Raw genomic sequence first — 26,131 nt, 5'->3', positions numbered from 1 at the left:
TATGGCGCAGTTCTTTATCCGGCGGCCGGTATTCGCCTGGGTGATTGCCATCATCATCATGCTGTGCGGCCTGATGTCGATCAATTCATTGCCCGTCTCGCAGTACCCGGATGTCTCACCGCCGCAGATTTCCATCTCCGCCACTTACCCGGGCGCGGACGCGGAAACGCTGGAAAACAGCGTCACGCAGGTGATTGAGCAGCAGCTCACCGGCCTGGACGGCCTGCTGTATTTCTCTTCGACCAGCAGCTCCAGCGGCTCGGTCAGCATCAACGTCACCTTTGATCAGGGCACCGATCCGGATATCGCTCAGGTGCAGGTGCAAAACAAGGTGCAGCAGGCGGAAAGCCGTTTGCCGAGCGCGGTCACTGCGCAGGGCGTGACGGTCAAGAAATCCCAGAGCAGCTTCCTGCTGATCGTCGGGCTGTATGACGAAAGCGACAAGGCGACAATGGCCGATATCTCCGACTATCTGGTCAGCAACCTGCAGGATCCGCTGTCGCGCATCGAGGGCGTGGGGGACGTGCAGGTGTTCGGCTCGGAATATGCGATGCGTATCTGGCTGGATCCGACCAAGCTGGCGAGCTATGCGCTGATGCCTTCCGACGTGCAGACGGCGATCGAAGCGCAAAACACCCAGGTGTCTGCCGGCAAGGTAGGCGATCTACCGGCCGCCGCCGATCAGCAGCTGACCGCCACGGTAAAGGCGCAGTCGCGGCTGCAAACGCCGGAACAGTTTCGCAATATCATCCTGAAAAGCGACAGCAGCGGCGCGCTGGTGCGGCTGGGTGACGTGGCACGGGTTGAGCTGGGCAACGAAGACTACTCCGCCAGCGCGCACCTCAATGGCCACCCGGCGGCGGGGATCGCGGTCAAGCTGGCGGCGGGCGCCAACGCCCTCAACACCGCCAAACTGGTTAAGGCCAAGGTGGCGGAATACCAAAGCGCGATGCCGCAGGGCTACAAGGTGGCCTACCCGAAAGACAGCACCGACTTCATCAACATCTCGATCGAGGAGGTGGTGAAAACGCTGTTTGAAGCGGTGGTGTTAGTGGTGGTGGTGATGTTCGTGTTCCTGCAAAACCTGCGCACCACGCTGATCCCGACCATCACCGTGCCGGTGGTGTTGCTGGGCACCTTCGGCGTCTTGGCGGCGTTCGGCTATTCGATCAATACCCTGACGCTGTTCGGCATGGTGCTTGCGATCGGGCTGTTGGTGGACGACGCCATCGTGGTGGTGGAAAACGTCGAACGTGTGATGCGTGAAGATAAACTGCCGCCGCGCGAGGCGACGGAGAAATCGATGCGCGAGATCACCGGCGCGCTGGTCGGCATCGCGCTGGTGCTGTCGGCGGTGTTTCTGCCGATGGCGTTCTTCGGTGGTTCCACCGGGGTGATCTACCGTCAGTTTTCAATCACCGTCGTCTCCTCAATGGTGCTGTCGGTGGTGCTGGCGTTGACGCTGGCGCCGGCGCTGTGCGCCACATTGCTGAAATCGACGCATGAAGAACAGACCGACAAAGGGCTGCTGGATAGATTCAACCGCGGTTATAACCGGCTGCAGGAGAAGTACGCCGACAAGGTCGGCGCAGTGATCCACCGGCCAACGCGCTATCTGCTGCTGTACGGTCTGCTGCTGATCGCCGCGGCCGTGATGTATCTGCGTTTGCCGACCGGTTTCCTGCCCAATGAGGATCAGGGTTCGGTGATGGTGCAGTACACCTTGCCGGCCGGCGCCACCAACGCGCGCACCTCGGCGGTGAGCGAGGCGGTGACCGCCTATTTCCTCGATCAGGAAAAGGCCAACGTCAGCACCATTTTCACCATCAACGGTTTCGGTTTCAGCGGCAGCGGGCAAAACGCCGGCATGGCGTTTGTCAGCCTCAAAGACTGGAGCCAGCGCAGCGGCAGCGAGAACACCGCCGACGCCATCGCCAAACGCGCCATGGCGCACTTCGCTTCGCTGCGCGACGCCCAGGTGTTCTCCATGAGCCCACCGGCGATCGACGGTTTCGGTCAGTCCGACGGCTTCACTTTCGAGCTGCAGGCCAAAGGGGCGACCACCCGCGCCGAGCTGCAGGCGATGCGCGACCAGATCGTCGCCGCCGCCGGCAACAATCCGGCATTGCTGGCAGTGCGCGCCAACACCTTGCCGGACACCCCGCAGCTGCAGGTGGAGATCGACAACGGCAAGCTGCAGGCGCTCGGCCTGAGCGCCGGTGACGTCAACAGCACCCTCAGCAGCGCGTTCGGCAGCACCTACATCAACGACTTTATCGACCGCAACCGGGTGAAAAAAGTCTATATGCAGGGCGACGTGCAGTACCGCGCCAAGCCGGAAGACCTCGACCGCTGGTTTGTGCGCGGCACCAATGCGTCGGGCGCCAGCAGCATGACGCCGTTCTCCGCCTTTGCGTCTTCGCACTGGATCTACGGGCCGGAGAACCTGTCGCGCTATAACGGGCTGTCGTCGTTCGAGATCACCGGGCAGGGCGCCGCCGGCGTCAGCTCCGGTACGGCAATGAGCGAGATGGAGAAACTGGCGGCGAAATACTCCGCCGGCAGCAGCTATTCCTGGAGCGGGCTCTCCTATCAGGAACGGCTGACCAGCGGCCAGGCGTCGTCGCTGTACGCCATTTCGCTCATCGTGGTGTTCCTGTGCCTGGCGGCGCTGTATGAGAGCTGGTCGATTCCATTCGCGGTGATGTTGGTGGTGCCGATGGGTGTGGTGGGCTCGCTGCTGGCGATCACGCTGCGCGGGCTGGAAAACGACATCTACTTCCAAGTGGCGCTGCTCACCATCATCGGCCTGTCGGCGAAGAACGCCATTTTGATCGTCGAGTTCGCCGAGGAGATGCACCAGCGGGGGGAAACGCTGATTGGCGCGGCGGTCCACGCGGCACGCATGCGCCTGCGGCCGATCCTGATGACCTCGCTGGCGTTCACCGCCGGGGTGCTGCCGCTGGCGGTATCCAGCGGCGCCGGCGCCAACAGCCGAATCGCCATCGGTACCGGCATTATCGGCGGTACGATCACCGCCACCGCATTGGCCATCTTTTTCGTACCGCTGTTTTATGTGTTGGTGCGCCGCATGTTTACCCGCCGGCCCGCCAACCCGCCGTCACAGGCAGGAGAATAACGTGTTGCAACGAGTCATGATGTTAACTTTACCGCTGCTGCTGACCGGCTGTCTGTCGCTGGATCCGCACTACCAGCGCCCGGCGGCGCCGGTGCCCGCCAACCTGCCGCAGGGCGAGGCCGCCGGCAAGCAGGCGTTGAGCTACCCGGACGTCGCCTGGCGCGACTATGTGCAGGACGCCAGGCTGCGGCAGGTGGTGGCGCTGGGGCTGGACAGCAGCCGCGATCTGCGCGAGGCGATCGCCAATATCGCCTCGGCGCGCGCCCTGTACGGTGAGCAGCGCTCGGCGCTGTTCCCGACGATCAACGCCACCGCCGACGGCAGCCGCGGGCGTTCGCTGACCGGTAGCGGCAATGCCACCGCCATCAGTCAGAGTTATGAAGCGCAGGCCGGCGTCAGCGCGTTCGAGCTGGATCTGTTCGGCAAAAACGCCAGCCTGTCGCGCGCGGCGTTCGAAACTTACCTGGCCAATTCGGAGGCGGCGAAAAGTACTCGCCTGACGCTGATCGCCGATATCGTCACCGACTGGGTGGCGGTGGCGGCCGAGCGCAGCAATCTGGCGGTGGCGCAGCAGACGATGGAAAGCGCCAAACGTTCGCTGGACGTGACGCGTAAGAACCAGCAGCACGGCATTGCGTCGCTGGTTGACGTGGCGTCGGCGGAGACCGTTTATCAACAGGCGCGATCGGACGCCGCCAGCTATGCGACCAGCGCCGCGCAGGCGAAAAACGCGCTGGATTTGGCGGTGGGGCAAAGCGTGCCGGAAAATCTGCTGCCGAGCGGTATCGATGGGCTCGGCGAAATCATGCGCAATCTGCCGGCTGGGGTGTCTTCGCAGGTGCTGCTGACGCGGCCGGACGTGCTGCAGGCTGAGCATAACCTGAAATCCGCCAACGCCAACATCGGCTCGGCGCGGGCGGCGTTTTTCCCGTCGATCAGCCTGACCGCCAGCGGCGGCGTGGGCAGCGGTGAACTCTCCTCGTTGTTCAGCCACGGCGCCGGCGTCTGGTCGTTCGCACCGAGCATCAGCCTGCCAATCTTCAGCGGCGGCTATAACACGGCTCAGCTCAACTACACCCAGGCGCAGAAAGACCTGTATGTCGCCACCTATGAGAAAGCGGTGCAGACGGCATTTCAGGAAACCGCCGACGCGCTGGCGCGCAAAGCCACGCTGCAGGAACAGCTGGCGGCGCAAACCGGCTATGTGGCGGCGGCACAGCAATATTATCGCCTGGCCGAGCTGCGTTACCGCCAGGGCGTGGACAGTTATCTGACCTTGCTGGACGCGCAGCGCACGCTGTACACGGCGCAGCAGTCGCTGATCGCCGCGCAGCAGACCGCGTACGACAATCAGGCCACCCTGTATAAAGTGTTGGGCAGCGGCGTTACCGCCGAGCGGCAGGGGGACGGCGTCATCGCCGATAAGGCGACGCTCAGCCGCTAACCCTGGACCGCGCGCGCCAGGTGTTTGGCTGCGCGCGGTTTTTTTATGGAAAGTGTAAAGAAACAGAAAACCCGGCCGGCGGGCAGAACTCGCTGCGGTGAGCAGAGTCAGACAGAGAACCGCATTCATCTTTTATTCATATCGGCTCGAGGTCGTCATGGCAGAAGATATTCAGCAACAGGTCATCGCGCTTATCGCCGCATTCAACACGCCAGGGCGGTTGAAGAAGGGCGTGGCCATCACCCCGGAAACCGAGATCAACACCGCGCTTCACCTGTCGTTCAGCGATTCCAATACGCTGATGCGCCGCTACTTCGATACCTTCGGCGTCGACAGCGGCAACTATAACCACGAGCTGTATTTCCAGCCGCCGGCCAACACCGGGCGCTGGTTTTCTCCCTCCGCCTGCAAAGAACACCCCCGGCCGCTGTGCGTGTCGATGTTGGTGCGCTCCGCGCGCGCCAAACGCTGGCTGTACGACATTCACTTCCTGATCGAGCAGCTCCGCTAGCGCCGCATTACTGCTCCAATACCTCGGCGAACTTCGCCAGCCACTGCGGGTGCGCAGGCCAGGCCGGGGCGGTGACCAGATTGCCGTCGACGTGCGCCTGATCGATGCCGATCTCCGCATAATGGCCGCCGCCGAGCCGCACCTCCGGCGCGCAGGCCGGGTAGGCGCTGCAGGTGCGGCCTTTCAATACTCCGGCCGCTGCCAGCAGCTGCGGGCCGTGGCAAACGGCGGCGATCGGTTTTTTCGCGGCGTCAAACGCCTGTACCAGCGCGATCACCTCGGGGTTCAGGCGCAGGTATTCCGGCGCACGGCCGCCGGGGATCAAGAGCGCGTCGTAGTGTTCTTCTTTGACGGCGGTAAAGTCGGCGTTCAGGATGAAACGGTGCCCGGGCTTCTCGCTGTAGGTTTGCGCGCCGTCAAAGTCGTGGATCGCGGTCTGAATGTAGTCACCGACGGTTTTACCGGGGCACACGGCATCCACCCAATGGCCAATCATCTGCAATGCCTGAAACGGCACCATGGTTTCGTAATCTTCGGCGTAGTCGCCGACCAGCATCAGGATCTTTTTCTTGCTCATGATCACAACTCCTGCGGGATAGGGACTGCCTAAGGTATAGCCCAGCGCTCCAGGGAATGCGAACCGCAAAGCGCCTATCTATACTCGTGATACTGCGGCGCTTTTCTCGCCGCTCATTCCCAGGGAGGATCCCCGATGCTGAATCTGGCTACCTTGCTTGAAGAGAGTGCGCGCACCTGGCCGGAACGGCCGGCGGTGATACAGGACGATATCCCACTCAGCTATCGGGCGCTGAACGAAATGGCCAACCGGGTGGCGAATTTGCTGGTCGCGCGCGGCGTGCAGCCCGGCGAACGGGTGGCGCTGGCCTGCCCAAATCGACCGGAGTTTGCGGCTATCTATTACGGCATTCTCAAAAGCGGCGCGGTGGTGGTGCCGCTCAATATTCTGCTTAAAAGCGCAGAGTTCGACTACTACCTGGCGGATTCAGCGGCGGTGGCGCTGTTCTGTTTCGAGGGCAGCAGCGGCTTGCCATTGGGGGAAGAGGCGCTGCGGGCGGCGGCGAAGGCGGAGCAATGCCGCGAGGTGTTTATCATCGGCGATCGGCTACCGCTTGAGGGGGAACGTTTCAGCGCGGCGATAGCCGAGCAGGCTACCGAATTCGCTTCGGCCGCGACGCTCGAAAACGACACGGCGGTGGTGCTCTACACCAGCGGCACCACCGGCCGGGCCAAAGGCGCGGAGTTGACCCACGCCAACCTGGTGCTCAACGCGCTGGGATCGGTACGGCTGTTCGACGGCTCAGAGACGGAGCCCGATCGCCATTTGGTGACCCTGCCGCTGTTCCATACGTTCGGCTCGACGGTGCAGATGAATGCCGGGTTTTCCGCCGCCGCTACCCTGGTGCTGGTCGAGCGCTTCGACGCCGCACAGGCCATCGCGCTGATGCAGCGGCACGGCATCACCTTCTTCGCCGGGGTGCCGACCATGTATTGGGCGCTGTTGAATGCGCTGGATGAGCACACGGATATCGAGCGCTTGCGCAGCACGCTGCGTATGGCGGTCTCCGGCGGTGCCAGTTTGCCGGTGCAGATCCTGGAGGATTTTTCGCGCCGCTTCGGCGTCAACATTCTCGAAGGATATGGGCTGTCGGAGACCAGCCCGGTCGCCACCTTTAACCATCCGCACCGCGTGACCAAACCTGGTTCCATCGGCCAACCGATCTGGGGCGTGGAGGTGCGCTTGCTCGACGTCACCGGGCAGCCGATCGACGGAGTCGATCAGGTGGGGGAGATCGCGGTACGCGGTTACAACATCATGAAAGGCTATCTGAACCGCCCCGAGGCGACGGCGGACGTGCTGGAAAACGGTTGGTTTCGCACCGGGGACCTGGCGCGCCGCGACGCCGACGGCTTCTATTTCATCGTCGATCGGGCCAAGGATATGATCATCCGCGGCGGGTTCAACGTCTATCCGCGCGAGATTGAAGAGGCGCTGATTCGCCATCCGGCGGTGTCGTTGGTGGCGGTGATCGGCGTCGAGCATCCGTCGCTGGGCGAAGAGATCAAAGCGGTGGTGGTATTGAAAGAAACGGAGGAGCCCATCGAGGAGGAAACGCTGATCGCCTGGAGCCGGGAGCGGCTGGCGGCGTTCAAATATCCGCGTATCGTCGAGTTTGTCGAACGCTTGCCGATGACCAGCACCGGTAAGGTGTTGAAACGCTGTTTGCGCTGAGGAGAATCCGGCCTGCCGGGGCAGGCCGGGATACGGGCATCAACCTGGGTAGATGCCGCGCTCTTTACGTGCGGTCAGGATGCGCTCACAAGCCACGATGTAAGCCGCGGTGCGCAGGCTGCACTCTTTCTCTGCGGCCTTGTTCCAGACGTGGACCATGGCGTCGGTCATGATCTTGTCCATACGCTCGTTGATCTCGGACTCGCTCCAGAAGTAGCTCGCCATGTCCTGAACCCACTCGAAGTAACTGACCGTTACGCCGCCGGCGTTACAGATAACGTCCGGAACCACGGTGATGTTACGGGAGCGCAGAATGTCGTCCGCTTCTGGGAAGGTTGGGCCGTTAGCCCCTTCCAGCACCAGCTTGGCGCTGAGGATTTCGGCGCGTTGACGGGTGATCTGGCCTTCCAGCGCCGCTGGGATCAGAATGTCCATGTCAACCGACCAGAACGCTTCGCTCTCGATCTCGCTGGCACCCGGGAAGCCGGCGATCTGCTTGTGCTTGGCCTGGTATTCGGTCAGCGCCACCAGGTCAATGCCGTCGGCGTTGAACAGGGTAGCGGAGTGGTCCTGGATGGTGACGACGCGCGCGCCGACGCCGACGAACAGACGGGCCGCTTCGCTGCCCACGTTACCGAAGCCTTGTACCGCCACTTTGGCGCCTTCGATCTGCACGCCCAGACGCTTGGCCACTTCGCTGCCGGTGACGAACACGCCGCGGCCGGTCGCTTTCTCACGGCCCAGGGAGCCGCCGAGGTGGATGGGTTTGCCGGTGACCACGCCGGTGATGGTGGTGCCGTGGTTCATGGAGTAGGTGTCCATCATCCAGGCCATCACTTTGGCGTTGGTGCCGACGTCCGGCGCAGGAATGTCTTTCTGTGGCCCGATGATGAAGCCGATTTCGCTGGTGTAGCGGCGGGTCAGTCGCTCCAGTTCACCTTCAGACAGTTTGAACGGATCGACGCGGATGCCGCCCTTGGCGCCGCCGTACGGCAGGTTGACCGCGGCACACTTGATGGTCATCCAGGCGGACAGGGCCATCACTTCGTTCAGATCGACGTCAGGGTGGAAGCGGATACCGCCTTTACCCGGCCCACGCGACAGGTTGTGCTGTACGCGGAAACCTTCGAAGTGACGGATGGTGCCATCGTCCATCTGCAGCGGGATATCAACAATCAAAGCGCGTTTAGGGTGACGCAGCGTATCAACCCAGCGTGAGAGGTCGCCGAGGTAAGGGGCGACGCGATCGATTTGTTGCAGATATGTAGCCCAAGCGGTGGTGCTGCTGTCTGAAGCGTAGGATAGCTTTTCCATAACCAACCTTTATATTTTAGAGGTATTTATTTCGTTTAACCGTGGATTAGCAAGCGCATAACACTTTGCGACGCTAAATTTACCACTAATTATGCCGGTTGTTAGCCCCCCTCTCATCGGGCCAGCGGACGGTTTTTCGCCGCCTGCAGGGCGGCAAATGAATAGTTAATTACTTTTTGTCGACGGTGAGCGAGCTCATGCATATTTTATGCATATAAAGCGCATAAAAACCATTTTTATCTATTTTTCAGAAGCTTGAATGTGATCAAAAAGTTTCATTTTATTTAACTGCCATGTTGACAATGGCATTTCCCCTCGCCAGAGTTAAATTAATGTTAAAACGACTCCGGCGTCGTTTTTTTGTTGCACAGGGGAAAGCATAACCATTTGATATTGTAGTGTTTACCCACCACGCTCAGGCTATGTTCGCCAAACGTGGGCGATACGACGGCTCACGAGAGCATTTTCTCGGTACCCATTATTATTACCTCCCTGTTACAACGGGGCGGGCAGCGTTCGGTCTCACTTTTTTGCCGGTTAGAACGCTCACGGGCGTTTCACTCCTGCTGCAGCCGCATATCGGTTGCTTAATCGCCTTAATGACGGACAGGTAACACCATGACAAAAAATCACTGCGATCGGCTGAACCCAGGTTCAGCCGAGGGGCCAAACTGTGCCCAAACCTTGCAGCGCGGGCTGAGCGCGCGCCACATTCAACTGATTTCGATCGGCGGCGCCATCGGCACCGGGCTGTTTATGGGCGCCGGGAAAACCCTCGCGCTGTCGGGCACCTCCATCGTACTGACTTACGCCATCGTCGGCTTTTTCATGTTCATGGTCATGAGGGCGATGGGGGAGCTGCTGCTCACGCGGCTCGATTACCGTTCGTTCGCCGATTTCGTCTCCGAATACCTGGGGCCGCGCGCCAGCTTTTTTCTCGGCTGGTCCTACTGGCTGAGCTGGGTCGTGACCTGCATTGCCGACGTGGTGGTGTGCGGCGGCTACGTGCAGTATTGGCTGCCTAACGTCTCGCCCTGGTTGCCGGCGCTGCTGACGCTGGGGTTTCTGTGTCTGTTCAACATGCTGTCGGTCAAGATGTTCGGCGAAGCCGAATTCTGGTTTGCGATGATCAAGGTGGTGGCGATCGTCGCGTTGATCGCCACCGGCGCCTGGATGGTGTTCAGCGGATGGACCTCGCCGGACGGCGTGACCGCTTCGCTGCATAACGTCACCGATCCCGCCATTTTCATGCCGCACGGCATCTTCGGCTTTTTCGCCGGGTTCCAGATCGCCATTTTCTCCTGTACCGGCATCGAGCTGCTGGGCACGATGTCGGCGGAGACCAAAAACCCGCAGAAGGTGTTGCCGAAGGCGATCAACGCGATCCCGGCGCGCATCATCGTCTTTTACGTGTGCTCGATGCTGACCATTATCGCCGTCACCTCGTGGAGCCACATCTCGCCGGACAGCAGCCCGTTCGTGATGCTGTTCGATCGGGCGGGGCTGCCGGCTGCCGCCGCGGTGATCAACTTCGTGGTGCTGACTTCGGCGATGTCCTCGGCCAACAGCGGGGTGTATTCCAGCACCCGCATGCTGTACAGCCTGTCGATGGAAAAGCACGCCCACGGTCAGTTCCGCATTCTGTCTCGCACCACGGCCATTCCGATCCGCAGCCTGCTGTTTTCCTGCTTCTGCATGGTGGCCGGCACCTTGCTGCTGATACTGGTGCCGAACGTCATGACGCTGTTCACCATCGTCTCTACCGTGGCGGCGATCCTGGTGGTTTACAGCTGGGGCATGATTTTGGTCGCCTACCTGGTGTATCGCCAGAAGCGACCGGATCTGCACGCCGATTCCAATTTCAAAATGCCGGGCGGGGTCGCGATGGCCTGGCTGACGCTGGCATTTTTCGCCTTTACGCTGGTACTGATGGTGTTCGATAGCGATACGCTGATCGCGCTGTGCAGCATGCCGCTGTGGTTTACCACGCTCGGGCTGATCTGGCGCTATCGGGTCCGTGACAGCGTGGCGCGCGAGAGCTACGTGTTTTATCGGCGTGGCGCCGAGGCGGAATAACCGGCGAAGGATACGCCGCTTGCCGCCGCTCCACTCGGCAAGCGGCGGCAACTGCGGTATGCTAAGCGGCTGAACAGCAAACCAAACCGGGCCATACGGAGACCCCCAGCGTGCCGAACTCTTCTTCTCAACTCGAACTTTTGCGCTCGGTCGCTGACGGCATCGCGGCGCTGTTTTTCCCGAATGCGGAAGTGGTGATCCACGATCTGGCCACCAACAAGATTGCCTATCTGGCGAACAACCTGTCGAAGCGTAAACCGGGCGACGACGCCGGGCTGGAAGACTTCGAGCTCGATGGCGGCGCCGGCGTGACCGGCCCCTATGAGAAGCTGAACTGGGACGGCAAAAAGATGCGTTCGGTGAGCATTGCCGCACGCGACGAACAGGGCAAGCCCAGCTATCTGCTGTGCATCAACCTGAGCACCGCGATGTTCGAGGACGCCCGCAACGCGCTGGACATGTTCCTGTCGGTCACGCGATTGCAACCTCAGCCACAAGAGCTGTTCAAAGACGACTGGCAGGAGAAGATCAACACTTTCCTGCACGATTGGCTGCGGCGCGAAAACGCCGCGCTCGGCGCGCTGAGCCGCGAACAAAAACGGCGACTGGTCAGCGATCTCTACCATCAGGGCGCGTTCAAGGCCAAAAGCGCCGCGGACTACATCGCCAACGTGCTGTCGATGGGGCGCGCCACGGTGTACAAGCACTTGCGGGAATTGAAGCAGGAGTAAAGGCGGCGGGAAAGGGCACGACGCCCCAGGGCGAATGCCGAGGTAGCGCAATAGCTGCGATGATCGTTTATGAACGGTCTGAGACGACGTCCTGAAGAAGCCAGTCGTGGAAAATTTTCACTTCATCACGCATGACATGTTGCTGCGGGGTGACCAGATAGTAGGACCATCTAAGTGGCCAGCGATGGTCGGGATGGAGATGAACCAACTGCCCGGTCTCGATAAGCTGCTTTACCAGAGCGTTTCGAACGATGGCCACGCCCCTGCCGCTCAGCGCCGACAGGATCACTGCTGAAGTAGAATTGATATGCAGCCCGCTTTCCCGCGTTTCGGGCGCACCGACCGCTCTCAGTGCATCACCCCATGATGGAAAATCGGCACCAGGATGCGGCGTGTCATCGTGAATGAGTTTTTGCGTGGCGAGCCATTCACTGCAGGCCATTTTCTCGGGGGGAGCCAGGCGTGGACTGCAGACCAGCACGGCTTCCTCATCCATTAGCCAGGTTTTACTCACGCCGGGCCACTCTCCCTGTCCACAGCGAATGCCGATATCTGCCTCGCCATACGACACGTCCATCAGCTTTTCCGTGACGTTAAGCCGCAGATCGATATTCTCATGCGTTTCCGCAAACCGGTTCAGGCGGTCCATCAGCCAGTTCATCATCAGTACCTGGGACGCCGTCACCACGACCACCGAGCGTGACCGGCGACCACGAAGCTTACTTAAACCGGTTTCCAGTTTATCGAGACCTTGAGTGATATCTTGTAGGGCCTCCTGCGCTTCGTCTACCAGCGTCAGTCGCTCCTTGCCGGAGCGGGTGCGGTGAAGAAGCGGGTGTCCGACCCAGTCTTCCAGCGAACGGACCAACTGACCCACGGCGGCGGGTGTGACACCCAGCTCCTGTGCCGCGCCGGTAAAACTGCCATGCCTGGCGGTGGCTTCAAAAGCGTGCAGCCATTTAAGTCGGTTTAACGATCGCATTGTGATCATCCTGATTCATTCTTTTCCTCAGTATACGCCGGCGAGAAAGATTTTCTTTCCTGTGTCGCAATTTCTTCTCAGTCGTCAATCGGTTTTCAGGGTGGCAATCTGGTTTCACACGATGAGAAGCCAGGCTTCTTATTAATGACAACCAGATGAATGTAAAGAGGTTAGCGATGAATACATCTTTTGCTGGCAAAAAACTGTTAGTGGTCGGCGGTACAAGCGGTATGGGCTTCGAAACGGCGAAGCGGGTCCTGAAAAGCGGCGGCAGCGTGGTGCTTGTTGGCCATCGTCAGGACAAAGCCGAGCAGGCCCGTCAGGCGCTGGCTGCAGACGGCCAGGTTTCCGTCATCGTTGCAGACCTGATGAAAGAAGAAGGTCTGCAGCATGTAGTGAACATCATTAACAGCGAACACAAAGATATCAGCCTGCTGGTCAATGCGGCTGGCGTGTTCTTCCCGAAACCGTTTATAGAACACGAAGCGTCAGACTATGACATGTACATGAGCATTAACCGCGCCACGTTTTTTATCACCCGCGACGTAGTGCGCAATATGGTCGAGGCCGATATCAAAGGCGCTATCGTCAATATTGGCTCTATGTGGGCACGACAGGCCATCGGTGCCACACCGTCTTCAGCCTACTCAATGGCCAAAGCCGGTCTGCACGCGCTGACCAAAAACCTGGCTATTGAACTGGGTGAAAAAGGGATCCGTGTGAATGCGGTTTCTCCAGCTGTCGTTCACACGCCGATTTATGAGGGCTTCATTCCGAAAGACGACGTCAAGGATGTGATGAACAGCTTCGACAGCTTTCATCCGATCGGACGCGTGGGTTCACCGGTCGACATCGCGGAAACCATCACTTTCCTGCTTTCTGACAAGACTGGCTGGGTGACCGGCGCTATCTGGGATATCGATGGCGGCGTGATGGCGGGGCGTAACGCCTGATGACCATGCCGCACGAGTTAACCCGCGGGCGGCATGGGGATTGGACAAAGGCGTGGGTTGCAAGGGGCAGCATCTTACGGCCCCTTGCTCATTTTCATTTATCGCCCGAAAACGTCATCAATACCTTCAGAAAAACGCTAACTGACAAACATTACGATGTTGGCCACCCCTTTTTGTTACCAGCGGTAGTTGACCGAAGCGATGATGCTGCGGCCGCTGCCGTAGAAGCAGGCGTACTCGCCGCTGCAGGATGAGACGTATTTCTTGTCCGTCAGGTTCTGCACGTTGAGCTGGAGCGCCGCACCGCGCAGCGCCGACGAAGCCTGGCCGAGGTCATATTTCACCATGGCATCGTACAGCGTGTAGTGCGGCACGTCGTACTGGCCGGTGGCGTCGGCTGGCGCATCGCCGATGTAACGCACGCCGCTGCCGACGGTCAGGCCGTTCAGCGCACCGCTCAGGACGCTGTAGCTGCCCCAGGCGGAGGCCGCGTGGCGCGGGATGCCCGCCGGGCTGTGGCCAATTTCATCCGCCGAGTTGGAGTCTTTGGTCACTACGTCGGTGTAGGTATAAGCGGCGGTCAGCGTGATCTCCGGCGTAGGCTGAGCGTGCACTTCCGCCTCAATCCCTTTGGATTTCACCTCACCGATCTGCTCGTAGGCGGAGGTGAGACGGTTGTAAGACGCCACATTGCGCTGGGTAATGTCGAACCAGGAGAGGGTCAGCAGGGTGTTGCCGCCCGGGATCTGGTACTTCACGCCCACCTCGGTTTGTTTGCCGGTGGTCGGCTTGAGCGGATCGGCGCCCGCGGCACTTGGGTACAGGTTAGGATCGAACGAGGTACTGTAGCTGACATACGGTGAAATGCCGTTGTCGAAGGCGTAGAGCAGGCCCGCGCGGCCGGTGAACTGGGCATCGTTATAGGTCTGCTCTTTGCCGCCGCTGGTGCGATCGCGGGTGTTGACCTGCGACCAGTCCTGACGGCCGGACAGCAGCAGGTTCCAGTTATTCCACTCCAGCTGGTCCTGCAGATACACCCCGACCTGATTCAGCGTCTTCAAATCGCTGGAAGCCAGCGCCAACGTGCTGCCATCGATGCTGGGGCGAACCGGATTGGCCCAGTCGATCGGGTAATCGTTACCGCGATCGCGATACATCTTCGAATCGATATGGCTGTAGCGGTAATCCAACCCGCCCAGCACCGTGTGCTTCACCTCGCCGGTGTCGAACAAACCCTTCAGCTGGTTATCCACGCCAAACTCGTTGGTCATCTGCGTTTCATGCTGTGCCATGCGGGTGACGGTGTGGTCGTTGACCGTCGAGTTTACGTTATAAACCAGATATTTATAGTCTTCATCACGGTGGGTGAAGCGCAGGTTCTGGGTAAACGACAGCGCATCGCTGAAGTTATGCTCGAGGCTGTAGCCGATCGACGCCTGTTCGCGCCGCGACTTGTTGAAGCTGGGCTCGCTGATGTTGAAGTCATAGGGTACATAGCCCGCGCTGGTCGGGAACAGCGTGCCGGCGCGCGGCAGGAAGTTGCGCGATCCGGCTTTCGGATCGTTCTGGTAGCTGGTCAACAGCGTAAAGCTGGTGTCTTCGTTCGGCAGCCAGGTGAAGGCCGGGGCGATGGCCACCCGTTGCTGCTTGCTGTCTTTGACAAACTCATGTTCGGTTCTGGCGATACCGTTCAGGCGGTAGAACAGGGTGTTGTCGTCGTTAAGCTTGCCGCCAAAATCAAACGCCGTTTCCGCCAGATGGCGGTTGCCGGTGCTGAATTTGACTTCGTGAATGCTCTGGGCGGTAGGGCGCTTGCTGGTCATCACCACCACGCCGCCGGGGCTGACCTGGCCGTACAGCACGCCGGCCGGGCCGTGCACCATCTCCACGCGCTCCAACAGCCAGGGATCGATCTGCCCGGCGCCGCCATTTTGGCTCGAGAGGCCAAAGTGCAGGCCGTCGAGCAGCTTGGGCGCATAACGGAAGCCGCGGCTGATCACTTCGTCATTGCGGTTGGAGTTGCCGCGGTAGGTGGTGATCACCCCGCTGGTGTAGTTCAATGCGTCGGCGACCGACGCCGGCTCCTGGTCGTTCATCTGCTCGCGCGTGACCACCGAGATGGCCTGCGGCGTCTTACGCAGAGCGGTGGCGGTCTTGGTGCCAGCGGCGCTCTCTTTAGCGACGATCCCTTTGGCCGGTGCGGTCACGCTGTTTTGTGCGTCGGCGGTCACCAGAATCGTCTCGTCCGCTGCGGCGGACGCGTGTGGCGCGAAGGGCAGTAAGGCCAGCGCCGATCCCAGCAACAGACGCTTGGCGGACATCGCCTCCGCACTTCCGTTTGCTATCCCTTTGTTTTTAATCTTCATTATCTCTCCTGAATACCTGCTTTTGTGTGTCATGCCACCCTGATAAACCCCGAAATGCCGGCAAGCGGTCTTCACCCGTCGACGCGGAGACGTCGTGTTTGCACGACGGTAAAAATCCGACAAATAGTATTGAAAATGATAATGAGTATCAATACGATTGTCAGGTTTTGTAAAAGACACTCATGTTATGTAAGGGGCGCTATGGAGTTTTTGCCGGAAAAGAGGCCAGAAAACGGTCGTGAGGGATTGGCGGCGCAGTGGCTGCGTGAAGAGGCGGCAGGGCAATCCGCGTGGTGGCAGAAGGTTGCCGCTCACGGCACACCCGTGGTCGAACCGCACGATGACAGCCACGTCAAAATGACCTGGCTGTGGCGCGATCCCGACGGCGATGAACGGCACTCGCCGATATGCCGCGTTTACGCCGATATCAACGGCATTACCGATCACCACAGCACGTCCCCCAGCAGCCTGACCCGGCTCCCCGGCACCGACGTTTGGTACGGCGCGGCCGTTATCGATCGCCGCTGGCGCGGCAGCTACAGCCTGATCCCCATTACCGACCGGGATCTTCCCCCCGTCTTTAGCGACGACGAAACGTTGCGCGATCGCCAACAGCGCGCCTGGTGGGTATCGCTGTTCCCGTTGGCCATCGCCGATCCGCTGAATCGCGTATCGCTGGGGCCGTCTCATCGCCCGCGGCCCGTCTCTCTGGCGCAAGGGCCGGATGCCGACGATCAAAGCGCCTGGCAGGCCGCCGATCGGCCGCTGGAGGAGGCGCGGCTGCAGCTTTTCCAGTGGCAGAGCGAACGGCTCGGCACGCAGCGGCGCGTCTGGCTGTATGCCAGCGGCGACGCGGGGGTGAAAGCGAATCGCCCGCTGGTGCTGCTGCTCGATGGCCAAAACTGGGTCGAAAGGCACGCGCTGTTGCCGGTGATCGAGCACGAAACCGCAAAAGGGCACCTGCCGCCTGCATGTTGGCTGCTGATCGATGCGATCGACGGCGAACACCGGGAAAACGAGCTGCCTTGCAACGCCGCGTTTTGGCAGGCGGTGATCGACGAACTGTTGCCGCAGGCGCAGAAGCGCGAACCGTTCAGCGAGGCAGGGGCGCGCACCGTCGTCGCCGGCCAGAGCTACGGCGGGCTGGCGGCGTTATATGCCGGTTTGCACTGGCCAGAGCGCTTCGGCCACGTGCTGAGCCAGTCCGGCTCCTTCTGGTGGCCTACGGTGCAATTCGTTACCCAATTCGAAAAACGCCACGAGCTGGAAGAAGGCTGGCTGATACGCCAGGTTCGGCAACGCAGCCCGGCGGCGCCCAAGCTCACCGTGATTCAGCAAGCCGGCGATCGAGAGGCGGACATCGAATTCGTTAATCGCCAGATGCATCAGGCGCTGGCGGCGGCAGGGCACCGCGCCGAATACCGCGTGTTTTCCGGCGGACATGATGCGCTCTGCTGGCGCGGTGGCCTGGTGGACGGCGTGCGCCAGCTGCTTTCCGCAATGAAGTAATCCCACATTTTGACAGACAGGTAAGGCAAATGACTCAGGAACAACAAAACCCGTTCGATGACGAAAATCTCCGTTTCTCCGTGCTGATCAACGCGCAACAGCAGTACTCGCTGTGGCCGCAGTTTGCCGATACGCCGCAGGGGTGGCGCGTGCTGATGGGGCCGGCGTCGCGCGGCGAATGCATCGACTACATCGAAACGCACTGGCAGGACATGCGGCCGGCGGCGCTGAAAGCGGCGGATGCGGCGCGTTAAGCGCCAGGCAGCCACATCGATACATTCCGTTTGAGGGAAAGGACAGACACCATGTCAGAAACGCTTTCTTTGCCGGATACTCAGGTCGAGTATCGGGATTATCCGCTGGTTGCGGCGCAACCGGGGATCTGGATCGCCGACCAAATCGCGCTGCGGCGCAACAGCTTCGCGGTGGCGCACTATACCGAACTGCACGGCGCTATCGATCGTTCGGCGCTGGAGCGCGCGATCCGTCAGGGGCTGGCCGAAGCGGATACGGTTCAGGCGCGGTTCTTTGAGGCGCAGGACGGCCAGCCGGTGCAGCGTCTCCCGTTGATAGCCGACCCTGCGCGCGTACAGGCGCCGGAGTGGTTCGATTTCAGCGCGCAGCCGGACGCCGAACAGGCGGCGCTGGCGCTGATGAACGACGATCTGGCGCAGGATTTGCCTGCGGACGGCGAACGGTCGCTTTATCGCCATGCGATAATCCGCGTCAGCGCCGATCGTTGGTTTTGGTACCAGCGCTTTCATCATCTGACCCTGGACGGCTTCAGTTTCGAAGCCATCACCCGCCGGATCGCCGATATCTATCGCGCGCTGCGTCACGGGCTGTCGCCCGCGGCTTCGCCGTTTACCCCGTTCGGTAAGGTAGTGGAAGAGTTTCAGCAATGGCAAACGTCGCCGGCGCGCCAACGGGCGGCCGAGTTCTGGCGCCAGCATCTGCGCGAACTGCCGTCGCCGCTGTCATTATCGACGGAAAGCCGGGAGGTTGAACCGGGCGCCCGACCGCTCAAACAGGTGCTGGTGCTGCCGGAGTCACTGTTTGACGAAGCGCGGCGCGACGACGCGTTGCAGGCGCTGCAACCGGCCGACATCGTCACGGCGGCGCTGGCGATGTATCTGGCGCGCATGAGCGGCGAAACCCGCTTCTCAGTCGGTTTTCCTTTCATGCGGCGGATGGGGTCGCAGGCGCTGGCGGCGGTCGGCCCGGTGGTCAACGTGCTGCCGCTGCTGCTGAACGTGACGCCGGAGCTGTCGCTGGCGGACGTCTGCCAGGCGACCGTAGCGCAGATCAAACAGGCGCGCCGCCATCAACGCTATGAGGCGGAGCAGATCAAGCGCGATCTCGGCCTGGTCGGTGGCCATCAGGAACTGTACGGGCCGGTGATCAACGTCAAGGTCTACCACAGCGCCTTGTCGTTCGACGGCCAAGCGGCCGTTACCCATACGCTGGCGATGGGGCCGGTCGATGACCTGGAGTTTGAGATCGGCTTTCGCAACGGCGTGCTGACGCTGTCTTTGGTGGCCAACCCGGCCAAATACTCGCCGCGCACCTTGCATCATCACGCGGAGCGCATCGGCCATTGGCTGCAGCAGTTGGCGCGACAGCCGCACCAGCCGAACGCTCAACTGGCGCTGATCGGCGAAGGGGAGCTAAGGCAACTCGCGGCCTGGGGGCGCGGCGCCGATCTGACGCCGCCGACGGGCATGGTGTCAATCATGGATGCGTTCCAGCGCCAGGTTGAACGCCAGCCTGAGGCGTTAGCGGTGGCCTGCGGCGACGAGCGCCTCAGCTACCGGCAGCTCTCCGAACGGGTGATGCAGTTGGGGCGAGTGCTAATCGAAAGCGGCATCGGCGCCGAAGACGTGGTGGCCATCGGCATTCCGCGCTCGGTGGACACGCTGGTCGCGCTGTTCGGCGTTCTGGCCAGCGGCGCGGCCTATATGCCGCTCGATCTGGACTATCCGCGTGAACGTTTGGCGCTGATGTGCGACGACGCGCGGCCGGTAATGTTGCTGACCCACCGCGCCACGCTGACCAACATGCCGGACCTGCCACAGGTATTGTGCCTGGACGACGCAGCGTGCCTGGCGCGCTGCGCGGCTGCCGAGGCCACGCCGATAACGGACGACGAGCGGCGCATGCCGCTGAGCGAGGCGCATCTCGCCTACATGATTTACACCTCCGGCTCGACCGGCAAACCCAAGGGCGTCATGTCCACGCATCGCGGGCTGCTGAACCTGTTCCTGTCGCACCAGGCCTCTCTGTTCGGCCCGGCGATCGAAAAATTCCAGGCTCGCCACGCGCGCCGCTTGCGCGCCGGCCATACCGCCTCGTTTTCTTTCGACTCCTCCTGGGAACCGCTGTTCTGCATGATGATGGGCAGCGAACTGGTTATCTTCGACGAGGAGCTGCGCCGCGACCCCTGGGCGCTTCTGGAACAAACCCAACAGACGCCGATCGATCTGCTGGACATCACGCCGTCGTTCTTCTCACAACTGGTGGACTGCGGCCTGCTGAAGGGGCAGTTCCCGCTGCCGGCGTTCGTGATGATCGGCGGTGAGGCGGCAACGCCGACGCTGTGGAACCTGATGCAGCAGCATCCGGAGGTGGAGATCCACAACTATTACGGCCCGTCAGAATATACCGTCGATACCCTCGGCGCGCCGGTCACGGCCGCCGATCAGCCGGTGATCGGGCGTCCCCTCGCCAATACCGCCGTCTGGCTGCTCGACAGCCGGCTGCAGCCGGTGCCGATCGGCGCGGCGGGCGAGCTGTACATTTCCGGCAAAGGCATCGCGCGCGGTTACCTGCGGCGCCCGGATCTGACGGCGGCGCGCTTTGTCGCCAACCCGTTCGCCGAAGGCGAGGTGATGTACCGCAGCGGCGATCTGATGCGCTGGAGCGCGGAGGGTCAGCTGGTATTCATTGGCCGTACCGATCACCAAATCAAGGTGCGCGGCTTCCGCGTCGAGCTGGGTGAGGTGGAAAGCGCCTTGGCCGCCTTGCCGGACGTGGGGCGGGCGGTGGTGATCGCCGAGCCGATCGGCGCCACCTATCGTTTGATCGGTTACTGCTCGGTGCAGGATGACGCGCGGCGCGCCTCACCCACGCTGCAAAGCGAACTGCTGGGGCAACTGGCGCAGCGTCTGCCGGATTATATGGTGCCGGCGATCCTGGTGGTGATGCCGGAGCTGCCGCTTAACGTGAATGGCAAGATTGACCGCCAGGCGCTGCCAAAACCGCAGGAGACGCTGGCGCAAAGCATTCGCGAGCCGGCCACCGAGCAGGAAAGGCTGATTTGCGGCGCCATGGCGCAGCTGCTGGGGATGGATCGCGTCGGTGCCGACGACGATTTCTTCGCGCTCGGCGGCGACAGCATCTCGGCGATGGGGCTGGGTACCGCCCTGCGGCGCAAAGGGTATCTGCTGCGGCCGCGCGAGATCTTCGCGCTGCACACCCCCGCGCGCATGGCGCAGGCGATGCAGCCGCTGGCCATAGACTCTCAGGCTACACGCAGCGTACAGCAAGGCCCGATCGACGGGCTGCCGATCCTGCACTGGTTTGCCGAGACGGGCGATATGCATCGCCGCTTCGCGCACGGCGTTTTCCTGCGTGTACCTGCCGAGCTGCAGCCGCAACAGCTGCGTTATGCGTTGGAACAGCTGCACACGGCACACCCGGCGCTGGGCGCGCGGATCCGCGACGGTCAGTTGGTGGTTGAAACCGCCGCCGCCGGTGAGCTGATGCAGGTTAATACCGTGTCCGGTGAGCTGGAATCAGCGGCAGAACAGGCGTTTGATGCCGCGCTTGACCATCTCGATCCGGCGGCCGGCGCCATGATGCAAGCCATCCTGTTGCAGCGCGACGAGCAGAGCCTGGGGCTGGTGCTGGCGATCCACCATCTGGTGGTCGACGGCGTTTCCTGGCGCATCTTGCTCGACGAACTGCGGCAAGTGGCCGACAGCGCCATGCAGGGGCAGCCGATCATGCTGCCGCCGGAAGAAACCTCGCTCTATGAGTGGTCTGCACGCCTACGAGCCGACGTCGAACGCCGCGAAGCCGAGCTGCCGTTCTGGCGGCAGATGCTGGCGGACGAGGTGCCGCGTTTGGGGCGGCGCGCGCTGGATCCGCAGACCGATCGCCTCGCCTCGGTGAGCGAACGGCGCACGCTGATCGACAGCCGGCTGACCGCCGCGCTGCTCGGCACCTTGCCGCAGGGATACCGCGCGCAGGTTGAAGAGATCATGCTGTGCGCGCTGGCTCAGGCCTGCCGCCGCCGTTTCCAGGCCGCTTCGCTGCGTTTCTCTCTGGAGTCGCACGGCCGCGCCGAACTGGACGACGGCCTCGATCTGGCCCGCACCGTCGGCTGGCTGACGGCGGAGTATCCGCTGCGCATCGAACTGCATGACGCCGAACACAATGAGGCCGTGCGTGCGGTGAAACGGGCGACGCGTGCGGTGGCCGATCGCGGCGTCGGTTACGGCCAGCTGCGTTATCTGCACCCGCAGCGTGACGAACTGGCGGCGCTGGCGCAGCGCAATGCGCCGGAGATCTTGTTCAACTACCTCGGGCGCTTCAGCCAGGACGAGGGGAACTGGGCGCCGCAACGCAGCCAAACCCGCTTCCGCGACGCCTTCGCCGTGGCGCAGGATGCACAGCAGGCGCTGTCGTATGGCCTGGAGGTGAATATCTTTGTCGAAGAGCGGCGCGACGGCGCGTGCCTGGCGATCAACTGGAGCTGGCTGGAGGGGATTTTCAGCGAGAGCGACATTACGCAGCTGCACAGCGGCATCGAGCAAGCAGTGCGTGCACTGTGCGAATTTGCCGAACGGCATCCCGATCGCGCGGCGGCGACGTTGGTAGCGGCCGAGATCGCCCAGCCGAACGTTGACGATGAGACGGTGCGCGCCTGGGAACGGGCGTATGGGCCGTTAACCGCAGCGCTGCCGCTGTTGCCGTTGCAACACGGCCTGCTGTTCCATGCACAGACGGCGCAGCAGGGCGGCAGCTATAACTCGCTGACGCGCCTGAGTCTCTGCGGAGAATTGGACGCGCATCACCTTCAGCAGGCGCTGGATGCGGTGATCCGCCGCCATCCGCAGCTGGCCGCCCGATTCAACCGCGAAGGCGAACCGCTGCAGCTGATACCGCAGGAAAGCCATTGGCCGCTGGACAGCCACAGGCTACCGCCGCTGGCCGAAGAACAGGAGGCACAGGCACTGCACCGGCTGGAGCAGCAGGAACTGCAGCGCGATCTGTTCAACCAGCCGGGCGCGATGCTGCATGCGCTGTGGGTCAAACACGGCGATAGCGAACGCTACACGCTGTTCCTTAACGCGCACCACCTGATCGTCGACGGTTGGTCGACGCCGGTGGTGCTCAACGATCTGATGCTGGCCTTGCGTGAAGGCGAGCAGGCGCTGCCGCCGCTGCGTTCGAACTACGCCGATATCGTGCGCCGCCTGACCGCGCGGGATGCCGAAGCCTCACGCCGCATCTGGCGCGAGACGCTGCAGGATGTGCGCCCGACGTTGCTGTTCGGTGAAACGCAGGACGATCGCGTGCATGAGCTGGAAATGACGTTGCCGCCGGCCGAGGAAAGGCGCTTGCTGACCCTGTGCCGCGAACGCGGGTTGACGCTCAATACCGTGATGCAGGGCATTTGGGCGCTGCAGCTGGCCAGCTGTTGCGGCCATCAGGACGTGGTGTTCGGCTCGCCGGTTTCCGGCCGCTTTGGCCAGATAGAAGGGGTCGAGGAACACGTTGGCCTGTTCAGCAACACGCTGCCGGTGCGGGTTCGTCTGCAGCATGACCGTTCGTTGACGGAACAGCTGACCGAACTGCAGCACCGGCAGATTGAACTGCTGGAGCACGACGATTTGGGGTTGGGGGAAATCCAGCACCTGGCCGGGGCGGGCACGCTGTTCGATACGCTGTTGGTGGTAGAGAACTACCCGGACAACGACGCTCTGCTGGGCGGCGCAGGGGCGCTGCGCTGCGACGCCATCCGCAACAAAGGCTATACCCACTATCCGCTGACGCTGCTGGTGCTGCCGGGCGAACGTCTGCGCCTGCTGATAGAGTACCGCGCCTCAGTGCCGCAGCCTGAGCGCTTCGCGGCGCGGCTGATGGCGCTGCTGCAACAGTGGATCGCCCAGCCGGATCTGCCGCTGCCGCGCTGGCAGTTGCAAACCCCGCAGGAGCAGACGCTGATCGCGGCGGTCAACCGCACCGGGCAAGCGGTGGCGGACACCACCTTGCATCAGGCGATCGCCGATCAAGCGCGGCGCACGCCGGAACGCATCGCGCTGCAGGATGCCGGGCACAGCCTCAGCTACCGTGACATGCAGCGCCAGGCCGCGCTGTTGGCCGAGCGGCTGACGGCGGCCGGCATTCAGCCGGGCGATATTGTCGCGGTGGCGTTGCCACGCTCCGTGCGCCTCAGCCTGGCGCTGACGGCGATTGTGCAGACCGGCGCCGCCTGGCTGCCGTTGGACACCGGCTACCCGGACGAGCGGCTGGCCTACATGGTGGAGGACGCCAAACCGCGGCTGATTATCACCGAAAGCGCGTTGAACGCCCGCTTTGCCGCGCTGGCGCCGACGCTGCTGTTCGATGCGCTGGACGACAGCGGGCGCGAACCGGCAGCGCGCCCACCGGCGGGGAACGGCGATTATCCCGCCTATGTGCTGTATACCTCAGGCTCTACCGGGCGGCCGAAAGGCGTGGTGGTGAACCACCGGGCGATCGTCAACCGCCTGTTCTGGATGCAGCACGAGTATGCGCTCGATGCGCAGGACGTGGTATTGCAGAAAACGCCGTGTAGCTTCGACGTTTCCGTCTGGGAGTTCTTCTGGCCGCTGATGGTCGGCGCACGCCTGGTGATGGCGCCGCCGGAGGCGCACCGCGATCCGCAGGCGCTGACGACGTTGATCGACGACTATGGCGTGACCACGCTGCATTTCGTTCCGTCTATGTTGGCTATCTGGGTGGAGTCCTTGAACGAGCGCGCGCCACAGCGCGCCGCCGCCAGCCTGAAACGCGTGTTCTGCAGCGGTGAAGCGCTGTCGTGCGAACTGGCTTCTCGCTATCAGGCGTTGGTCGCGGCGCCGCTGCATAACCTGTATGGCCCGACGGAGGCGGCGGTCGATGTCACCTACCAACCAGCGTCCGGCGCGGCATTGGCGGCGGTGAACGGCGCCGGCGTGCCGATCGGCAAACCGGTCTGGAACACCCAGTTGAGCATTCTCGACGCCATGCTGCGGCCGGTGCCCGTCGGCTGCGCCGGCGATCTCTACCTGCGCGGCATTCAGCTGGCCGATGGCTATCTGCATCGGCCGGGGTTGACGGCACAGCGGTTTGTCGCCGATCCCGCCGGCAACGGGGCGCGCATGTATCGCACCGGCGATATCGCCCGCTGGCAGGAAGACGGCAGCGTCGAGTATTTGGGTCGCAGCGACGATCAGCTGAAGATCCGTGGCCAGCGTATCGAGTTGGGCGAAATCGAACAGGCGCTGCTGGCACAGCCGGGAGTAGCGCAAGCGGCGGTGCACGCCATCGAACTGGGCGAGGGCGCGACGGGGCTGGGCGGCGCCGATATGCGGCAGCTGGTCGCCTGGCTGATCGCCCAACCGGGCGTGACGCTGGATACCGCCGTGCTGCATCAGGCGCTGGAGGCACGTTTGCCGGCGCACATGATGCCGGTCAGCTATGTCATGACCGACAGCTTCCCGCTCAGCGCCAGCGGCAAACTGGATCGCAAGGCATTGCCACGGCCGCAGCTGGCCCTGCAAGCCGGGCGTGCGCCGCAGAGCGACAGCGAGCGCCTGCTGGCGGCGCTGTTCGGGGAACTGCTGGGGCGCGAGACGGTGTATGCCGACGACGACTTCTTCGCGCTGGGCGGCCATTCGCTGCTGGCGATGCGTCTGGCGGCAGAGCTGCGCCGGCGCGTCCCGCGGCCGTTGAGCGTCGGACAGATCATGTTCGCCCGCAGCCTGGAGAAGATGGCGCACCTGCTCGATGACGCGCAGGCCGCCAACTCGGCCGAGAGCCGTGGCGTCGGCGAATGCCTGCAGCTGCGGGCCGGTCAAGGCCCGGCGCTGTTCTGCCTGCATCCGGCTTCCGGTTTCGCCTGGCAGTACTCGGGGCTGAGCCGTTATCTGCCGGGGAACTACCCCATCATCGGCCTGCAGTCGCCAAGACCGGATGGTGCTATCGCCACCTGCGAGGATATTGAGCAGATGGTCGATCGTCATCTCGCCCATCTGCGCCGCCTGCAGCCGCAGGGGCCTTACTACCTGCTGGGCTATTCGCTCGGCGGCACGCTGGCGCACTCGATGGCCGCGCGCCTGCAGCAGCAGGGCGAAGAGGTGGCGTTCCTCGGCATGCTGGATACCTATCCGCCGGAAGGCCAGGATTGGACCGGCCCCAGCGAGGAAGACGCGCAGAAAGAGGTGGCGCAGGAACAGGCCGAGTTTATGGCGGAAGATCATGGCGATCCGGCGCTGATGGCGGAGAAGGCGGCGATGTTCGACAGCATCGTCGCCAACTACCGCGATGCGGTGCGCATTCTGTCCCAGGCGCGCAGCCGGCGTTTCCACGGCACGGCGACGCTGTTTGTCGCCGACCAGACGCTGCCGCCGGAGATGGACATCAATGCCGTGTGGGCACCGTATCTGGATGGGTTGATCTGCCATCATCAGCGCTGCGAACACGCGGACATTCTGTCTCCGGCCTCGCTGGAGACGCTTGGGCCGCTGTTGCATTCGCTGCTGACGCGGCAATACGGGTTGGTATAACGCAACCGGGCCGGGGGGCGTGCGTCCCGGCCCGCACTA

General features: G+C 62.4%; 14 protein-coding genes. 10 read left to right on the top strand and 4 right to left on the bottom strand.

Annotated elements, in window-relative coordinates; translation table 11 throughout:
* The first annotated feature begins 1 nt into the window (after position 1).
* The 3 genes from FOT55_RS17715 to FOT55_RS17705 all read left to right on the top strand — a co-directional run bounded on the left by FOT55_RS17715 (position 2) and on the right by FOT55_RS17705 (position 5,094).
* Positions 2 to 3,139, top strand: a complete 3,138-nt coding sequence (locus tag FOT55_RS17715; RefSeq protein WP_147823816.1) for an efflux RND transporter permease subunit — start codon at positions 2 to 4, stop codon at positions 3,137 to 3,139.
* 1 nt (position 3,140) lies between these two features.
* Positions 3,141 to 4,583: an efflux transporter outer membrane subunit gene (locus FOT55_RS17710; RefSeq protein WP_147823815.1), complete on the top strand. Its 1,443-nt coding sequence runs from the start codon at positions 3,141 to 3,143 to the stop codon at positions 4,581 to 4,583.
* A 157-nt stretch (positions 4,584 to 4,740) separates the two neighbouring features.
* On the top strand, positions 4,741 to 5,094 hold the full coding sequence (locus tag FOT55_RS17705; protein WP_060433101.1) for a DUF1493 family protein: 354 nt from the start codon (positions 4,741 to 4,743) through the stop codon (positions 5,092 to 5,094).
* Between the two features lie 7 nt (positions 5,095 to 5,101).
* On the opposite strand, the gene FOT55_RS17700 is transcribed toward FOT55_RS17705, so the two are convergent.
* Complete coding sequence (locus FOT55_RS17700) at positions 5,102 to 5,671, bottom strand: DJ-1/PfpI family protein (RefSeq protein WP_147823814.1); 570 nt, start codon at positions 5,669 to 5,671, stop codon at positions 5,102 to 5,104.
* A gap of 135 nt (positions 5,672 to 5,806) precedes the next feature.
* On the opposite strand from FOT55_RS17700, the gene FOT55_RS17695 reads away from it, so the two are divergent.
* A complete protein-coding gene (locus tag FOT55_RS17695; RefSeq protein ID WP_147823813.1) occupies positions 5,807 to 7,345 on the top strand; it encodes a long-chain-fatty-acid--CoA ligase in 1,539 nt (512 codons plus the stop codon).
* A 39-nt stretch (positions 7,346 to 7,384) separates the two neighbouring features.
* Here the strand turns inward: FOT55_RS17695 and FOT55_RS17690 are convergent, their stop codons facing one another.
* A complete protein-coding gene (locus tag FOT55_RS17690; RefSeq protein ID WP_025302877.1) occupies positions 7,385 to 8,659 on the bottom strand; it encodes a Glu/Leu/Phe/Val family dehydrogenase in 1,275 nt (424 codons plus the stop codon).
* A 618-nt stretch (positions 8,660 to 9,277) separates the two neighbouring features.
* Between FOT55_RS17690 and FOT55_RS17685 the strand changes: the two genes are divergently transcribed.
* On the top strand, positions 9,278 to 10,735 hold the full coding sequence (locus tag FOT55_RS17685; protein WP_147823812.1) for an amino acid permease: 1,458 nt from the start codon (positions 9,278 to 9,280) through the stop codon (positions 10,733 to 10,735).
* A gap of 110 nt (positions 10,736 to 10,845) precedes the next feature.
* Entirely contained in the window at positions 10,846 to 11,466 is a 621-nt protein-coding gene (locus tag FOT55_RS17680; RefSeq protein ID WP_016927684.1) for a helix-turn-helix transcriptional regulator, read from the top strand.
* 67 nt (positions 11,467 to 11,533) lie between these two features.
* On the opposite strand, the gene FOT55_RS17675 is transcribed toward FOT55_RS17680, so the two are convergent.
* Positions 11,534 to 12,448 carry a LysR substrate-binding domain-containing protein gene (locus FOT55_RS17675; RefSeq protein ID WP_060433893.1) on the bottom strand — a complete coding sequence of 305 codons (915 nt, stop codon included), beginning with the start codon at positions 12,446 to 12,448 and terminating at the stop codon, positions 11,534 to 11,536.
* 176 nt (positions 12,449 to 12,624) lie between these two features.
* On the opposite strand from FOT55_RS17675, the gene FOT55_RS17670 reads away from it, so the two are divergent.
* Entirely contained in the window at positions 12,625 to 13,401 is a 777-nt protein-coding gene (locus FOT55_RS17670; RefSeq protein ID WP_060433096.1) for an SDR family NAD(P)-dependent oxidoreductase, read from the top strand.
* Between the two features lie 176 nt (positions 13,402 to 13,577).
* Here FOT55_RS17670 and FOT55_RS17665 read toward each other — a convergent pair whose 3' ends face one another.
* Positions 13,578 to 15,767, bottom strand: coding sequence for a TonB-dependent siderophore receptor (locus tag FOT55_RS17665; protein WP_147823811.1), 2,190 nt, complete (start codon positions 15,765 to 15,767; stop codon positions 13,578 to 13,580).
* A 201-nt stretch (positions 15,768 to 15,968) separates the two neighbouring features.
* Here FOT55_RS17665 and fes point away from each other — a divergent pair, with 201 nt between their 5' ends.
* Genes fes through FOT55_RS17650 form a run of 3 tightly spaced genes read left to right on the top strand, consistent with a single transcriptional unit; the run spans position 15,969 to position 26,092 of the window.
* Positions 15,969 to 17,276: an enterochelin esterase gene (gene fes, locus FOT55_RS17660; RefSeq protein ID WP_238476118.1), complete on the top strand. Its 1,308-nt coding sequence runs from the start codon at positions 15,969 to 15,971 to the stop codon at positions 17,274 to 17,276.
* A 29-nt stretch (positions 17,277 to 17,305) separates the two neighbouring features.
* Positions 17,306 to 17,530 carry an MbtH family protein gene (locus FOT55_RS17655; protein ID WP_049295632.1) on the top strand — a complete coding sequence of 75 codons (225 nt, stop codon included), beginning with the start codon at positions 17,306 to 17,308 and terminating at the stop codon, positions 17,528 to 17,530.
* 51 nt (positions 17,531 to 17,581) lie between these two features.
* The gene (locus FOT55_RS17650; protein WP_147823810.1) at positions 17,582 to 26,092 is read left to right on the top strand and encodes a non-ribosomal peptide synthetase; all 8,511 of its coding nucleotides are present in this window, start codon (positions 17,582 to 17,584) and stop codon (positions 26,090 to 26,092) included.
* Positions 26,093 to 26,131 lie beyond the last annotated feature (39 nt).

Origin of the sequence: Serratia bockelmannii (genome assembly GCF_008011855.1) — a bacterium.
Taxonomy (GTDB): Bacteria; Pseudomonadota; Gammaproteobacteria; order Enterobacterales; family Enterobacteriaceae; genus Serratia; species Serratia bockelmannii.
Note: the sequence above shows the minus strand (reverse complement) of the source record. Positions and strands in the feature narration are given on the sequence as shown.

What these genes read in the sequence shown, in the direction of transcription:
- FOT55_RS17690 (WP_025302877.1), bottom strand. Translation starts at nt 8,659, where the DNA reads ATGGAAAAGCTATCCTACGCTTCAGACAGCAGCACCACCGCTTGGGCT.
- FOT55_RS17700 (WP_147823814.1), bottom strand. Translation starts at nt 5,671, where the DNA reads ATGAGCAAGAAAAAGATCCTGATGCTGGTCGGCGACTACGCCGAAGAT.
- FOT55_RS17685 (WP_147823812.1), top strand. Translation starts at nt 9,278, where the DNA reads ATGACAAAAAATCACTGCGATCGGCTGAACCCAGGTTCAGCCGAGGGG.
- FOT55_RS17665 (WP_147823811.1), bottom strand. Translation starts at nt 15,767, where the DNA reads ATGAAGATTAAAAACAAAGGGATAGCAAACGGAAGTGCGGAGGCGATG.
- FOT55_RS17715 (WP_147823816.1), top strand. Translation starts at nt 2, where the DNA reads ATGGCGCAGTTCTTTATCCGGCGGCCGGTATTCGCCTGGGTGATTGCC.
- FOT55_RS17675 (WP_060433893.1), bottom strand. Translation starts at nt 12,448, where the DNA reads ATGCGATCGTTAAACCGACTTAAATGGCTGCACGCTTTTGAAGCCACC.
- FOT55_RS17650 (WP_147823810.1), top strand. Translation starts at nt 17,582, where the DNA reads ATGTCAGAAACGCTTTCTTTGCCGGATACTCAGGTCGAGTATCGGGAT.
- FOT55_RS17655 (WP_049295632.1), top strand. Translation starts at nt 17,306, where the DNA reads ATGACTCAGGAACAACAAAACCCGTTCGATGACGAAAATCTCCGTTTC.
- fes (WP_238476118.1), top strand. Translation starts at nt 15,969, where the DNA reads ATGGAGTTTTTGCCGGAAAAGAGGCCAGAAAACGGTCGTGAGGGATTG.
- FOT55_RS17670 (WP_060433096.1), top strand. Translation starts at nt 12,625, where the DNA reads ATGAATACATCTTTTGCTGGCAAAAAACTGTTAGTGGTCGGCGGTACA.
- FOT55_RS17705 (WP_060433101.1), top strand. Translation starts at nt 4,741, where the DNA reads ATGGCAGAAGATATTCAGCAACAGGTCATCGCGCTTATCGCCGCATTC.
- FOT55_RS17695 (WP_147823813.1), top strand. Translation starts at nt 5,807, where the DNA reads ATGCTGAATCTGGCTACCTTGCTTGAAGAGAGTGCGCGCACCTGGCCG.